This is a genomic window from Janthinobacterium sp. GW822-FHT07H10 (genome assembly GCF_058798675.1).
In genome coordinates, this window is the sequence record NZ_JBXAKS010000005.1 from 1 (window position 1) to 13,180 (window position 13,180).

The window sequence follows — 13,180 nt, forward strand, 5'->3', positions numbered from 1 at the left end:
CACGCATTCCCGGCGACCGGCGCGAATATTTTTCCTCGCTGGGCGATGTGTGGCAAATCTTCCGCGTGGTGGCCGCCTTCATCGGTTTTTCCCTGTTGGGCAGCATCCATTTCGGCACCTGGGGCAGGGAGCTGAGCCTGGCGCAGGGCATGTTCATCCTCTTGCTGGCGCCCGCCTTTTTCGAGCCGCTGCGCGAACTGGCCGCCGTCTGGCACGACAAGGCGGCCGGCGAGGCGGGCCTGGCCGGCTTGCACGACCTGGCCGAGGGCGGCATGCCCTTGCCCGGCGCCGACGTGGCGGTTGCCGCCGTTTCCGCCGCCGCCATGGCGGTGGCCGCGCCGCCCGCCGTGGACATCCACCAACTGCGCTTTGCCCACCCGGGCGAAGCGCCCGTGTTCGCGCAGTTCGACTTGAGCGTGCGCGCCGGCGAGCACGTGGCCCTGCTGGGTGCCAGCGGCGCCGGCAAGACCACCTTGCTGTCGCTGCTGGCCGGCCTGCTGCCCGCCAGCGGTGGCGAGATCCGCATCGGCGGCGTGCGCCTGAACGACAGCACCGTCAATACCTTGCGCCAGCGCATGGCCTGGATGGGCCAGCGTCCGCACGTGTTTGCCGCGTCCGTCAGCCAGAATGTCACGCTGGGCCGCACCGATGCCAGCGCCGTTGCGACGCAGGCAAAAGTGACGCAGGCGCTGCACCTGGCCGACCTGGCCGCCGTGGCGCAGGCGCAGCCGGCCGTCATGCTCAGCGATGGCGGCCAGGGCCTGTCGGGCGGCGAAGCTGTGCGCCTGGCGCTGGCCCGCGTGGCCCTGCATCCGCATGCGGACTTGCTGCTCGTCGATGAACCGACGGCGCACCTGGACAGCGAAACGGCGGCGCGCGTCACGGATGCCTTGCTGCTCCTGGCCAGGGGCAAGACCCTGATCGTCGCCACGCATGACCCCGTGCTGGCCAGCCGGCTGCAGCGCACGGTGCGCGTCGATGCGCCGGCCCGCTCCCTGGCGCAGAAGGCAGAGGCGCGCGCATGACAACTTCCCGCATATGGCATCCCGTCCTGCGGCAATTGCTGCTGGCCCAGCCCGGCAAGCTGATCGGGGGCGCCTTGCTGGCGGCCCTGACGGTGGTGGCCGGCATGGCGTTGCTGGGCTTGTCCGGCTGGTTCATCACGGCCACCTCGGTCGCCGGCCTGCATGCCTCGACGGCCATCGTGTTCGATGTGTTCGGCCCGTCGGCCGGCATCCGCCTGCTGGCCATCGGCCGCACGGGTTCGCGCTATGCGGAGCGTCTCGTCACGCATGACGCCACGTTCGCCGCGCTGGCCAGCATCCGCGTGCAGCTGTTTCGCGGCTGGTCGCGTCCCGAGGCGGCCAGCCGTTTGCTGCGCCAGCCCGCCAAGCTGCTGTTCCGCCTGACGGCCGATATCGACGCGCTCGAGTCGCTGTACCTGCGCCTGCTGGTACCCGCTTTCTCCGCCCTGTGCGCGGCCTTGCTGGCCGGCGTGGCGCTGGGCGTGATGCAGTGGCAACTGGGCCTCGGCCTGGCCGCCTGGCTGCTGGCCGCCGGCGGCGGCATCGGCTGGCGCGTCGTGCGCGGCGCGCGCCGTCCCGCCATCGTGCGTTCGCGCGCCATCGAAAGGCTGCGTTCGGGCGCCATCGACCTGGTGGCGGGGCAGACGGACCTGGTGATGGCGGGCCGTATCGACGCCCAGTGCCAGGCGCTGGCGCAGATCGACCGGTCGCTGGCGCAAGCCGACGTGGCCTTGCTGAAGCTGGACACGGCGGCCGGCGCCGCCTACGGCGTGGCAGGCAGCCTGACCCTGGCCGGCATGCTGCTGGCCGTGGCCGCGCTGGTGGAGCAGCAGGCGCTGAGCATGCCGGCCGCGGCGCTGGCCCTGCTGGTCGCGCTGACGGCCGTCGAGCCATTTGCCGGCCTGCGCCGCGGCGCGCTGGAAGCAGGGCGCATGCTGCTGGCCATGCGCCGCCTGGCGCCGCGCCTCGGTCATCACGCGGTGGCGGCGGCGCCTGTTGACACGGCGCCGGGCTTGCGCCTGGAACACGTCAGCGCCGCGCATGCGGGCAGCAATGTTGCCATCTTGCATGACGTATCGCTGCATATCGCGGACGGCGAACGCGTGGCCTTGATCGGCCCCAGCGGCGCCGGCAAGTCCACCTTGCTGGCCATCGCCGCGCGCGAACTGGCGCCGCTGTCGGGCAAGGTGCATGCGCCGCGCGCCTGCCTGTTTACCCAGAAGACGGAACTGTTCCAGGACAGCCTGCGCGACAACCTGCGCCTGGCCGATCCGTCCGCCAGCGACGCGCGCCTGTGGGAAGCGCTGCAGGCGGCCGGCCTGGAGGACGAGGTGCGCGCGTTTGCGGGCGGCCTCGACACCATGCTGGGGGAAGGGGGACTGGGCTTGTCCGGCGGCCAGGCGCGCCGGCTGGCCCTGGCGCGGCTGTTCCTGCACGAGTCGACCTTGTGGCTGCTGGACGAGGCCACCGAGGCCCTGAATGCGCAGACGGCGGGCGACGTCCTGCAGCGCCTGCGCGCGCGCTGCGAAGGGCGCAGCTTGCTGATCGCAACCCACTTGCGGCGCGAAGCGGCGCTGGCCGACCGTTTGATCCGCATCCGCGACGGGCGCATCGTCGAGCAGCTGCAGCGGGGCACGGACGGTTTCGCGGCGGCGCTGGCCGGCTTGCGCGGAGATTGATGCAGATGCCGGACGTAGCGGCTGACTTCATTACAACAAGCATGCCAATCGAAACAGCATCATGTTGATACCAAGTTTACAATTACAGTAGGGAAACACCAAGGAAATCATATGGACTTCGATATTGTCGCTTTATCCAGACTGCAGTTCGCGCTGACAGCCCTGTACCACTTTATATTCGTTCCGCTGACGCTCGGCCTGTCAGTCATCCTCGCCATCATGGAGACCGTGTACGTGATGACGAACCGCCCCATCTGGCGCGACATGACCAAGTTCTGGGGTGTCTTGTTCGGCATCAACTTCGCCATGGGCGTGGCCACCGGCATCGTCATGGAATTTCAGTTCGGCATGAACTGGAGCTATTACAGCCATTATGTGGGCGATATCTTCGGCGCGCCGCTGGCCATCGAAGGGTTGATGGCCTTCTTCCTGGAGGCGACCTTCGTCGGCCTGTTCTTCTTCGGCTGGGACAAGCTGTCGAAGCGGGGACACCTGATCACCACCTGGCTGGTGGCCATCGGCTCGAATTTCTCGGCCCTGTGGATTCTGATCGCCAACGGCTGGATGCAAAATCCCGTCGGCGCCGCCTTCAATCCGCAAACCATGCGCATGGAAGTGAGCGACTTCGGCGCCGTGCTGACCAATCCCGTGGCGCAGGCGAAATTCGTGCACACGGTGTCGGCCGGCTATACGGCAGCGTCGATCTTCGTGCTGGGCATTTCCGCCTGGTATCTGCTGAAGGGCCGCCACGTGCAGCTGGCCAAGCGCTCGATGACGGTGGCCGCCTCGTTCGGCCTGGCCGCCTCGCTGTCGGTGGTGGTGCTCGGTGACGAAAGCGGCTACCTGTCGTCCGAACACCAGAAGATGAAGCTGGCCGCCATCGAAGCCATGTGGACCACGGAGCCGGCGCCCGCCGCCTTCACGGCCATCGGCTTCCCCGACCAGGAAGCGCGCGAGACGCACTACGCCGTGCACATCCCGATGGTCATGGGCTTGATCGGCACGCGTTCGCTGACGACGGAAATCCCCGGCATCGAGCAGCTGGTCGACCGCGGCGAACTGCTGATACGCGACGGCATCAAGGCGTATGACGCGCTGCAGACCATCCGTGGCGTGGCCCCGGGCGGCCCGGTGCCGCAAGAGGCGAAGGACATGTTCGAGTCGAAAGGCCAGTCCATGGGCTATGCCTTGCTGCTGAAGCGCTACGTGGACGATCCGCGCCAGGCGACGGATGCGCAGATCCGCAAGGCCGCGCTCGACACCGTGCCGCCCGTGGCGCCCCTGTTCTGGTCCTTCCGCGTGATGGTGGGCCTGGGCATGTTCTTTATCTTGCTCACCGGCACTTTCTTCATCCTGTCGACGCGCCGCACGCTGGACAAGCACCGCTGGCTGCTGAAGGTGGCCGTGTTCGCCATCCCGCTGCCGTGGGTGGCCATTGAGGCCGGCTGGATCGTGGCCGAAGTGGGCCGCCAGCCGTGGGTCATCGAAGGCGTGCTGCCGACGGCCGTGGCGGTCTCCAACCTGGGCGCGACGACCTTGCTGCTCACGATCGCCGGCTTTGCCGCCATCTACACCGTGCTGTTGATTATCGAAATGAAGCTGTTGCTCAAGGCCATACGCAAGGGGCCGGAAGAGCATGCGCCGGCCCCCGCGCCAGCTGCCGCAGCCACTCGTACTCAACGCGCCTAAGGAGGGCCAGACCATGATTTTGCATGAAATGATTTCGTATGAAACACTGCGCCTGATCTGGTGGTTGCTGATCGGCGTGCTGCTGGTGGGCTTTGCCATCACGGACGGCTTCGACCTCGGCACGGGCATCCTGCTGCCGTTCGTCGGCAAGACGGACCTCGAACGCCGCGTCGTCATCAACAGCATCGGGCCCGTCTGGGAAGGCAACCAGGTATGGCTGATCCTCGGCGGCGGCGCCATCTTCGCCGCCTGGCCGCAGCTGTACGCCGTCTCGTTCTCGGGCTTTTACCTGGCCATGTTCGTCATCCTCGTGGCGCTGATCGTGCGCCCCGTGGCCTTCAAGTTCCGCAGCAAGCGCGAAGATCCGCGCTGGCGCGCGCGCTGGGACGCGGCCCTGTTCGTCGGCGGCTTCGTGCCGGCCCTGATCTGCGGCGTGGCCATCGGCAACGTGCTGCAAGGCGTGCCGTTCCGCTTCTCGCCGGACATGCACATCTTCTATGACGGTAGCTTCTTTGCCTTGCTCAACCCATTCGCCTTGCTGTGCGGCCTGGTGTCGGTCGCCATGCTGGTGCTGCATGGCGCGACCTGGTTGCAGGTGAAAACCGATGGCGCCGTGGCCGAGCGCGCGCGCCGCTACGGCAGCGTGGCGGCCATTGCCACCGTGGCGCTGTATGCGCTGGCCGGCGTGGCCCTGTGGCTGTGGGTCGATGGCTACCGCATCACCAGCGCCATCGTTGTCGATGGACCGTCGAATCCGCTGCTGAAAACGGCGGAAGTGCACGTCGGCGCCTGGTTCCACAATTTCGCGGCCCATCCGTGGATCTGGATCGCGCCTGCGCTGGGCTTGCTGGGGCCCTTGCTGGCCTTCGCCTTCCTGCGCGCGCGCCGCGAAGTGCCCGCCCTGCTGGCCAGCGCGGCCGGCATCGCCGGCATCATCCTCGGCGTGGGTGCGGCCATGTTCCCGTTCATCCTGCCCTCGTCGATCGACCCGCGCGCCAGCCTGACGGTGTGGGATTCCTCGTCCAGCCACCTGACCCTGTTCATCATGCTGGTCGTCACGGCCATCTTCATTCCCCTGATCGTGGCATACACGACCTGGGTATATAAAGTGCTGTGGGGCAAGGTGGACGGCAAGGCCATCGAAGACGACAGCGGTCACGCCTACTAAGAATTAACGAAAGGAAATAATTATGTGGTATTTCGCCTGGATACTGGGCCTGCCTCTGGCGGCAACCTTCGCCGTGCTCAATGCGATGTGGTATGAAATAGCCGACGGCGACACGACGCCGGAGCAGTACCGCGACACGTCCGACTAATCGCCTTCGCGATTGACGAGCCCCGCCCGGCGCGATGCCTAGACCATCGCCGCCCGGCGGGGCTTTTTGCTTCGATGCCGGATTCCGCCAGCAACAAAAAAGCCACCGCAACGGTGGCTGGTGTGATGCTGGAAGGACTGGCCGTCAGGCCGGCGCCTTGTTCGATGGTTTCGGCACGGCAATGGCGATCGGGTCGCTGGCAGGAAAGCTTTCTTTCAGCGCTTCATCGAGCGCTTCCTCGGCATGGCTTTCGCGGGCCGGCGTGGGTGAATCGCGCTCCGGTGGCGGGGCGGGTGTGGTGGCGGCGTTGGTGCTGGATTGCATGATCTTCCCCTCGCTATGGTGCGCCATGCTGCCGGGCTGGCACAGGCGCGTGCAGAAATGTGCAGCTGCATCCAGCCTAGCACATCGCATGAAAAAGGCGCGCCCGATGCGCTGGCTTTGGCCGCCATGGCGGCGTCTGCTACACTGCGCTCCACTTTGATCGATGGAACCGCCATGACCACCATATCCCTGCCATACCGCGCCACCGCTGCCGAAGCCTGCGCCTGGCTGGCGCAACAGACGGGCACGCCGTGGACCCTGGCACGCCTGCTCGAGCAGGGCGGCTTGCCCTATGTCTGGCTCGATTACAGCGATGCGTGGGCGCAGCTGTTCCATGACGGTGTCACGCGCTACGCGGCGCCCGTCGTCTTCATCGAGGACAAGCGACACCTGGCGTCGGGCGCCGACGACGTGCGGCTGCGCCTGACGCGCGACTCCGGCAATATCGCCATCGAATTGCCGGCGCCGGGCATGCGCGTGTCCAACGCCGGCTTGCACTTCCAGGAGCGCGATCTGTTGCGTCTGGTCAAGGAACTGCTGCAGCCGCCGCCGGCCGGGTCCGAAACGGACAAGGCGCCGTTTGTCTTGCCCAGCGCCTTGAAGGGCCTGGACCGCGAACAGATTCTGATTGCCTTTGCCGGCGTGGGAAAAGTGAACCTGGAGCAGGGGCTCGCCAGTGGCGTCGGCATCTTTGGCGACGATGGCGCGCGCGTGCGCAAGAATTCGCGCGGCGGCAAGAACAGTCATGTATGGCATCCCGTCACCCTGGCGTTCGGCCTGCACGACGTGCACCGCGTGCCGATGGCGCACCTGAAGAAGGCGTTCGCCACGCAGCCCCTGCTGCGCGAGTGGAAGGCCGACTGGCTGGAATCGTTGCGCCTGCTGGGCGAATAAGGGGCCGGACGCGGCCTTACAGCTCGATGGGGGCGACTTCCGTGCCGATATCGGGCGCCGCATAATGCATGCTGCAGTACACGAAGGCCGCGATATTGATGGCGACGCTGAGCCAGAACAGCACGCGGAACGCGCGCTTGCCGGACTTGTGGCGCAGCCATTGCTGCGCCAGCACGGCGCCCGGCCAGCCGCAGCATAATCCCAGCAGCAGCAAGGTGCGCTCCGACGTGCGCCAGCGTCCTTCCCTGGCGGCGGCCTTGTCGAGCGCATAGGCGATGAAGCAGCACAGGCTCAGCACGCCATACACGAGGGCGACGAGGACGGGGATGTGGAAAAAGAAAGTGGCCAGTAGATACAGGATGGCAAACAGCAGGATGGCTAGATAAGGCATGGTGGGTAGGGTTGCTGGAGCGGATGGCGTGGTCATCCATCCGTGATAAAAAACAGGCGACCTAAAACAGGCAGCCTTGCGCCGCATCAATCTGCACGGCGCGGCGGCTGGCGTGGCCCGTCTTCAATGCTTCGCGGTCGCTCGACAGCGATATGCCTTCCAGCGCCAACAAGGTTTCCTTGGCATGCAAGCCGCCCGCAAAGCCCGTCAATTCTCCCGTGGCGCCGATGACCCGGTGGCAGGGAGCGATGATGGAAATGGGGTTCTTGCCGTTGGCGGCGCCCACGGCGCGCACGGCGGCGGGGCGGCCGATCTGGCGCGCGATCTCGCCATAGCTGCGCGTCTGGCCATAGGGAATCGTCAGCAGCGCCTGCCACACTGCCTGCTGGAAGGCGGTGCCGGCAAAATCGAGCGGCACGTCGAACTGCTGGCGCGTGCCGGCGAAATATTCGCCCAGCTGGCGCGCCGTTTCCTGCAGCACGGCACAGTTGTCGTCGACGCGCATGTCGCCCAGGCGCACGCGGTTCGGCTTGTCGTTTTCCCACAAAATGGCGGCCAGGTCCGCGCCGCGCGCCACCAGGGTCAGCTCGCCCACGGGCGAGGGTATCACCTTACATACGGTTTCCATTGTCGTTCCTTGTCCATGCCGCCGCGGCCCAGGCCGTGGTCAATGAGATGAGCGCCAGTGTAGCAGGATGGCGGCATGCTGCATATCGCGTGTAGGATAGCGTTTTTTGCACGGAAAGCTGGCCTTGACGACGATCCCTACCTACGACGACATCCGCGCGATAGCCGTGCGGCTGGTGCAGCAACGCTATCCCACGGCCGTGGCGGCCATCATCGGCGGCTCGTTTGCCACGGGCCGGCAGACGCCCACGTCCGATATCGACTTGCTGCTGCTGTTCGAACATGTCGATTGCGCCTGGCGCTCGACGATCGTGGCCGAAGGGCGCACGGTGGAATTGTTCGCGCATGACGTGGCCACGTTCACATATTTCTGTAAAGAAATCGATGCGCCGCGCGGCACGGTGCCGCTGGTCAACATGGTGACCGAAGGGGAAAACATCGTCGCGTCCGGCCCGCATTACGCGCGTTTGCTGGCGCTGGCGCAAACCATCGACGCGTCCGGGCCGCCCGTGCTCGATATGGACAACTTGCGGCGGCGGCGCTACGCCATCACCACCGCGCTGGAAGACCTGGTCGACAGCACGCAGCCGGGCGAGGCGCTGGCCGTGGCCTGCCAGCTGTACGAACTGCTGGCCGACCTGCACCTGCGCGCGGCCGGTGCCTGGAGCGGCGGCGGCAAGCATCTGTTCCGCCGGCTGCAGGCGGTTGACGCCACCATCGCCGGCCAGCTGGACGGCGCGCTGCGCCTGGCGGCGGCCGACTTGCCGGCCGGCCAGCGTGCCTTCGAACACGTGAGCGCCGCCGTGCTGGCGCCCGTCGGCGGTCCCTTGCTGCATGGCTTCTGCCTGCCGGCGCCCGCGCACTGGCGCAGCGCGCCGCAGTAAAGGCGGCGGCCGCCGGCGCGCCAGGGGGACTTACTGCTGCGGCCAGCGCTGCGGATAATGCAGCTTGATGTAGTCGGCGACGGCCTTGACGTCGGCATAGCCGGCATTGCCGCGCCAGGCCGTGTACATGAAGCCGTTGACGCCCGTCACGCCATTGCTTTCCGCCTGCGCCAGCGCCTCCATCCAGGAATGCACATTGCCCGTGGTGAGGGCGCTGTCGTCATAGTAGCCGGCGATCATTTGCCGGTGTCCGCGGCCATGGAAGAATTCCAGCGACGCCTTGCGCTTGGCCGTCCCTTCGTCGCTCCAGTTGACGATGACCGTATTCGTTTTCAAGCCTTCCCATGAATTGCTCGCGTCGCCGTTGACGGCCCAGTATTTGGCAATGGCGTTCATCTTCGGGTCGAACATGTCGTTCCACACATACAGTTCCAGGTTCGGATACGCTTGCAGCAGGGTTTCCTGGTGCTTCTCGATCATATTTGCCAGGTATTTGCCGGCCGTGACGTTGCCGCAGGCCGGATCCCAGTTGAATACCCGGTTTTCATCGTAGTAGAGGAAGAATTTCGTCGGGCCGCCGAGCAGGCCGTGGATATTGTCGTAATACTGTTTCTGGATGTCGAAGAATTTCTGATAGCAGGCGCTGGCCGGCGTGCCCCACATGGACGTCATGTTCTGCGCCGACTGATAGGCCGATACGCGCAGGATGGCCCCTTCGCCGATGCTGCTTTGCGCGGGCAGGCTCAGCGATTCCACGCCAACGACGTAATCGAGCGATTCCACATAGGTGATGCTGCCGTCTTCCGACTTGACCGTGACGGGCAGGGTGGCGGGATTGCGGCGTATCGTATGCGCCAGGCCGATCTGCCTGATTTCCAGATCATCGAGCCAGACGGCGCCGGCTTGCAGCAGATCCGCCTTCCAGCTGCCGATGTACAAATACGTGAGGGGATTATTTCCCGTATTGAAGTCCAGATTATATTGTTGCCAATCCTGGTTGCTGGCCAATGTGTTGCCGTTGCCATTCCAGGCGCCATTCTGCTGCGTACCCCAGCCCAGGCCGGCGCTGGCATTCGCGTACATGGGCGCCTTTGCCGTGGGATCGGTAATCTGTATCCTGAAGGCGGCGTCCGGATTGTAGTCTTTCGTCCTGACCCAGAACGATGCACGGTAGGCGGTATTCGGCCGCAGATTGCTTAATTTGCGGTGCAGGCGGGCCATATTGCTGTTTCCCGCCTTGCTGAACTTCAGCGAGCGCTGGCCCGTATGCGCGCCTATATGGTCATAGACCGTGTTGCCGACCGCTTTTTCAAACAATTCCCATGCCGGGCTGTTGTTTTCAAAACTGGTGTCGTCGATGGCGGACAGGCCGACCGGCACCGCGCGCCCGTCTTGCACGATGAACGGCGTGTCGATGGTCGGCAAGGCTTCGATCAAGTCCGGCGCGGCGCTGACGGGCACTTCCGGGCCGCCGCCGACCGGTATCAATTCGATGCCGTTGTCCCTGGCCGCCTGCACCACGAGGGCAAAATTGGGGAAGTAATGGGGATATCTGGCCGCGGTGACGGGATTGAGCATGGCCACATAGGAACCGCTGCCGCCCGCATTGAGGGCGATGCCGTTATACCCCTCCGCCTTGGCGACATGAATCAGTTCGATGACCTTGTTGAAACTGGCGTCGGCCGTGGAAGCGGCCGCCGTAATATTGCCGCCATAATATATCCAGCGTTTTTCAAAGCAGTTCGTGCAGGCGGGCGTGGCCGCGATTGCGGAAAGCACGGGCAGCACGGTCGCGCATGCCATTGCCAGCGCCGTCCAGATGGTCGTTCTGTTCAAGTTCATCGGAGATCCCTGTTTTAAATTTTTGATAATATCAAAAAAACATTAAAACAAGGGCGCATTCATCGATGATTGTTGGCTATTTCAATGCCATGTCCATCAATGCGCCTTTGTATGGCAGTGGACCACTGCCATGCCGGCACGGCGGACATTGTTCCGTCCGCCGTGCCGGCGCCGGCGATCCGCCTGTTTAGAACGTGCTGCGCACGGACAGGCTGATATTGCGCGGCTCGCCCCAGAACACGCCGTCGAAGAAGCCCACGTTGCGGTAGTATTTTTTATCCAGCAGGTTGTTGACGTTCAGCTGCACGCTGGCGTGCTTGCCGAGCGCATAGCTGGCCATGGCGTTGTACAGCGCGTAGCCGGCCTGCGGGATATTCGTGATGTCGCCCGATGGCGGACGGCCGTACCACGATTCGCTGTAGGTGGCGCTTTGCGCCGTCATGCTGCCGCCCACTTTCAAGCCTGCCAGCCGGCCGTCGAAACGGTAACTGGTGGCCAGGCGCAGCAGGTGGCGCGGCTGCGTGGTGGCGGCGCGGCGGCCATCGGCTTCGGCCGCGTGCAGGTAGGTGTAGCCGCCGTTCGCTTCCCAGGCCGGCGTGATCTGGCCCGCGACGTCGAATTCCACGCCCTTGGCCGTCACGCCCGCGCCATTGGCCACCATGGCCTGGCTGCCGTCGGGCAGCAGGAAGCCGGGCGGCACCGAGCGGTCGAGTTCGGCGAGGTTCTTTTTCTTCGTGTGGAACAGGGCGGCCGAGGCGTTCAGCTTGCCGTCATAGAATTCGCCCTTGATGCCCAGTTCGGCGTTGTCGCCCGTTTCCGGCGGCAAGAACTTGTCGTTGCGGTCCTTGCTCGTCTGCGGATTGAACAGTTGCGTGAAGCTGGCATACGCCGAATATTGCTTGCTGATGTCGAACACGGCGCCCACATACGGCGTGACTTCATTGCGCGTTTCCGCGAAGTCGCCGCTGCCCGTGTATACGCCTTGCGTGTTGTAGCTGCGCGTGTCCGTGCGGTAAGTGCTGCTGCGCGCGCCGATGATCACGTGCAGCGGGTCGGCCAGGCTCAGGCGCGTGGCCACGTAGCCGCCCGCCAGGCGCGTCACCGTTTCCGTGTGCGAGCCGTCCGGGTGGAACACGGGACGGGGAATGTTGCCCGTCCAGCTGCGGTAATCGGGGATGAAGTCCGGGTAATTGATTTCCGCCTCGCCGCCCAGCGAGCGTGCGCGCTGGTTGCCGCCGTTCCAGCCGACGATGGCCGTGTGCTTGCGCCCCAGCAAGGTGAAGGGACCGCTGGCGTAGACGTCGAAATTGTCGCCCGTGTTCTTGCCGGCGCCCCAGGCGCCCGTCCACAGGCGCATGCCTGCACCCGTGGCCGGGTCGGGATGGCCGGCGCCCGCGTAGGCGACGGTGGTGCGGTTCGTGCTTTCCGTGCGAGCATAACCGAGGTGCATATTCCAGTTGCCGGGCAGGCGCTGGTCCAGCGAAGTGAAGACCGTGTGCTGCTTGTTGGCCCAGGTGCTCCATGGCGTCGTGAAGCTGGTATTGCGCGGCAAGTTGGCCAGGCTGCCATCCGCGTTCCAGTAGGGCACGGCGCCCCAGGTGGCGCCCGTGGGCTTGTTATCCTGGAAGTCGACGCCCGCCGTCAGCAGGCTGCCGGGACGCAAGTCCGCCTCGACGATGACCATGCCGACCGTCTTGCGTTCGTGGTACATGTCCAGGTAGGAGTCGCGTTTTTGCCAGGCCAGGGCGGTGCGGGCGCGCACGCTGCCGTCCGCATTCAGGGGCGTGGAGAGATCGGCCTCGAAGCGCTGGTCATCCCAGCGACCCATGATGAGGCCGGCGCTGGCCTGGAATTCCCTGGTCGGCCGCTTGCGTACCATGTTGATGGTGGCCGACGGGTCGCCCTTGCCGCCCATCAAGCCCGTGGCGCCGCGTATCACTTCGATGCGGTCGTACAGGATCGTGTCTTGCAGCGGCGCATTGCCGCCGCGCGCCATGCCGTCGATCTGGATATTGTTGATGCCGAAGCCGCGCGCGTAAAACGTCGTGCGCTCCGTATCGTTCTGGCCCACCTGGATGCCCGTCGTTTGCGCCAGCGCCTGGTCCAGGCGCACGGCGCCCAGGTCATCGAGCAGCTGGCGCGTGATGACGCTGACCGATTGCGGCGTCTCGCGCAGCGACAGCTCCATGCGCGTGGCGCTGCGCGTTTCGCCCGCCGTGTACGACTGCGTGCCTTCCGTCGTCGCCGTCGACTGGCCTATCACGGTAACGGCCGGCATGGTCGCGGCGGTGTCGGCCGGCGCCGTGTCGGCCGCCAGCGCCGGCACGGCCACGCCGGCGGCAAGGCTGAGCAGGGCGATCTGTAGCAGGTGGGGGAGGGGGCGCAAGGCGGGCTGGCGCGAAGAAGAGAAGACGGTGGTAGTCGATTGCATCATTTTCCTGGAATATTTTTAGTCGTGGGTGTTCCTATCTCGTCTGGCGAGGTGCGCAGTAGCTGGGGGGATGGCATG

General features: G+C 65.4%; 12 protein-coding genes. 7 read left to right on the top strand and 5 right to left on the bottom strand.

Annotation, left to right across the window (positions count from 1 at the left end):
* From AC1RDJ_RS13260 to cydX, 5 genes are all read left to right on the top strand, one after another.
* A partial coding sequence (locus tag AC1RDJ_RS13260; protein ID WP_493027665.1) for an ATP-binding cassette domain-containing protein occupies positions 1-1,025 on the top strand: 1,025 nt, incomplete at its 5' end.
* Positions 1,022-2,704: an amino acid ABC transporter ATP-binding/permease protein gene (locus AC1RDJ_RS13265; protein ID WP_071324208.1), complete on the top strand. Its 1,683-nt coding sequence runs from the start codon at positions 1,022-1,024 to the stop codon at positions 2,702-2,704. The genes AC1RDJ_RS13260 and AC1RDJ_RS13265, both read left to right, overlap by 4 nt.
* Positions 2,705-2,815: 111 nt before the next feature.
* Complete coding sequence (locus AC1RDJ_RS13270; RefSeq protein ID WP_493027666.1) at positions 2,816-4,393, top strand: cytochrome ubiquinol oxidase subunit I; 1,578 nt, start codon at positions 2,816-2,818, stop codon at positions 4,391-4,393.
* Between the two features lie 13 nt (positions 4,394-4,406).
* Complete coding sequence (gene cydB, locus AC1RDJ_RS13275) at positions 4,407-5,561, top strand: cytochrome d ubiquinol oxidase subunit II (RefSeq protein ID WP_289888793.1); 1,155 nt, start codon at positions 4,407-4,409, stop codon at positions 5,559-5,561.
* A gap of 22 nt (positions 5,562-5,583) precedes the next feature.
* The gene (cydX, locus tag AC1RDJ_RS13280; protein WP_071324206.1) at positions 5,584-5,709 is read left to right on the top strand and encodes a cytochrome bd-I oxidase subunit CydX; all 126 of its coding nucleotides are present in this window, start codon (positions 5,584-5,586) and stop codon (positions 5,707-5,709) included.
* Between the two features lie 144 nt (positions 5,710-5,853).
* On the opposite strand, the gene AC1RDJ_RS13285 is transcribed toward cydX, so the two are convergent.
* The gene (locus AC1RDJ_RS13285; RefSeq protein WP_071324205.1) at positions 5,854-6,033 is read right to left on the bottom strand and encodes a hypothetical protein; all 180 of its coding nucleotides are present in this window, start codon (positions 6,031-6,033) and stop codon (positions 5,854-5,856) included.
* 174 nt (positions 6,034-6,207) lie between these two features.
* On the opposite strand from AC1RDJ_RS13285, the gene AC1RDJ_RS13290 reads away from it, so the two are divergent.
* On the top strand, positions 6,208-6,927 hold the full coding sequence (locus AC1RDJ_RS13290) for a hypothetical protein (RefSeq protein WP_493027668.1): 720 nt from the start codon (positions 6,208-6,210) through the stop codon (positions 6,925-6,927).
* A gap of 16 nt (positions 6,928-6,943) precedes the next feature.
* On the opposite strand, the gene AC1RDJ_RS13295 is transcribed toward AC1RDJ_RS13290, so the two are convergent.
* Together AC1RDJ_RS13295 and AC1RDJ_RS13300 are read right to left on the bottom strand one after the other, a co-directional pair.
* The gene (locus tag AC1RDJ_RS13295) at positions 6,944-7,318 is read right to left on the bottom strand and encodes a DUF1294 domain-containing protein (RefSeq protein WP_071326541.1); all 375 of its coding nucleotides are present in this window, start codon (positions 7,316-7,318) and stop codon (positions 6,944-6,946) included.
* Between the two features lie 61 nt (positions 7,319-7,379).
* Positions 7,380-7,946: a methylated-DNA--[protein]-cysteine S-methyltransferase gene (locus AC1RDJ_RS13300; protein WP_493027669.1), complete on the bottom strand. Its 567-nt coding sequence runs from the start codon at positions 7,944-7,946 to the stop codon at positions 7,380-7,382.
* 124 nt (positions 7,947-8,070) lie between these two features.
* On the opposite strand from AC1RDJ_RS13300, the gene AC1RDJ_RS13305 reads away from it, so the two are divergent.
* Positions 8,071-8,829 (top strand): nucleotidyltransferase domain-containing protein, encoded by a 759-nt coding sequence (locus AC1RDJ_RS13305; RefSeq protein ID WP_493027670.1) that lies wholly within the window; start codon positions 8,071-8,073, stop codon positions 8,827-8,829.
* Positions 8,830-8,859: 30 nt separating this feature from the next.
* On the opposite strand, the gene AC1RDJ_RS13310 is transcribed toward AC1RDJ_RS13305, so the two are convergent.
* Together AC1RDJ_RS13310 and AC1RDJ_RS13315 are read right to left on the bottom strand one after the other, a co-directional pair.
* On the bottom strand, positions 8,860-10,671 hold the full coding sequence (locus AC1RDJ_RS13310; protein WP_493027671.1) for a carbohydrate binding domain-containing protein: 1,812 nt from the start codon (positions 10,669-10,671) through the stop codon (positions 8,860-8,862).
* Positions 10,672-10,858: 187 nt separating this feature from the next.
* Positions 10,859-13,102 carry a TonB-dependent siderophore receptor gene (locus AC1RDJ_RS13315; RefSeq protein ID WP_198043713.1) on the bottom strand — a complete coding sequence of 748 codons (2,244 nt, stop codon included), beginning with the start codon at positions 13,100-13,102 and terminating at the stop codon, positions 10,859-10,861.
* Positions 13,103-13,180 lie beyond the last annotated feature (78 nt).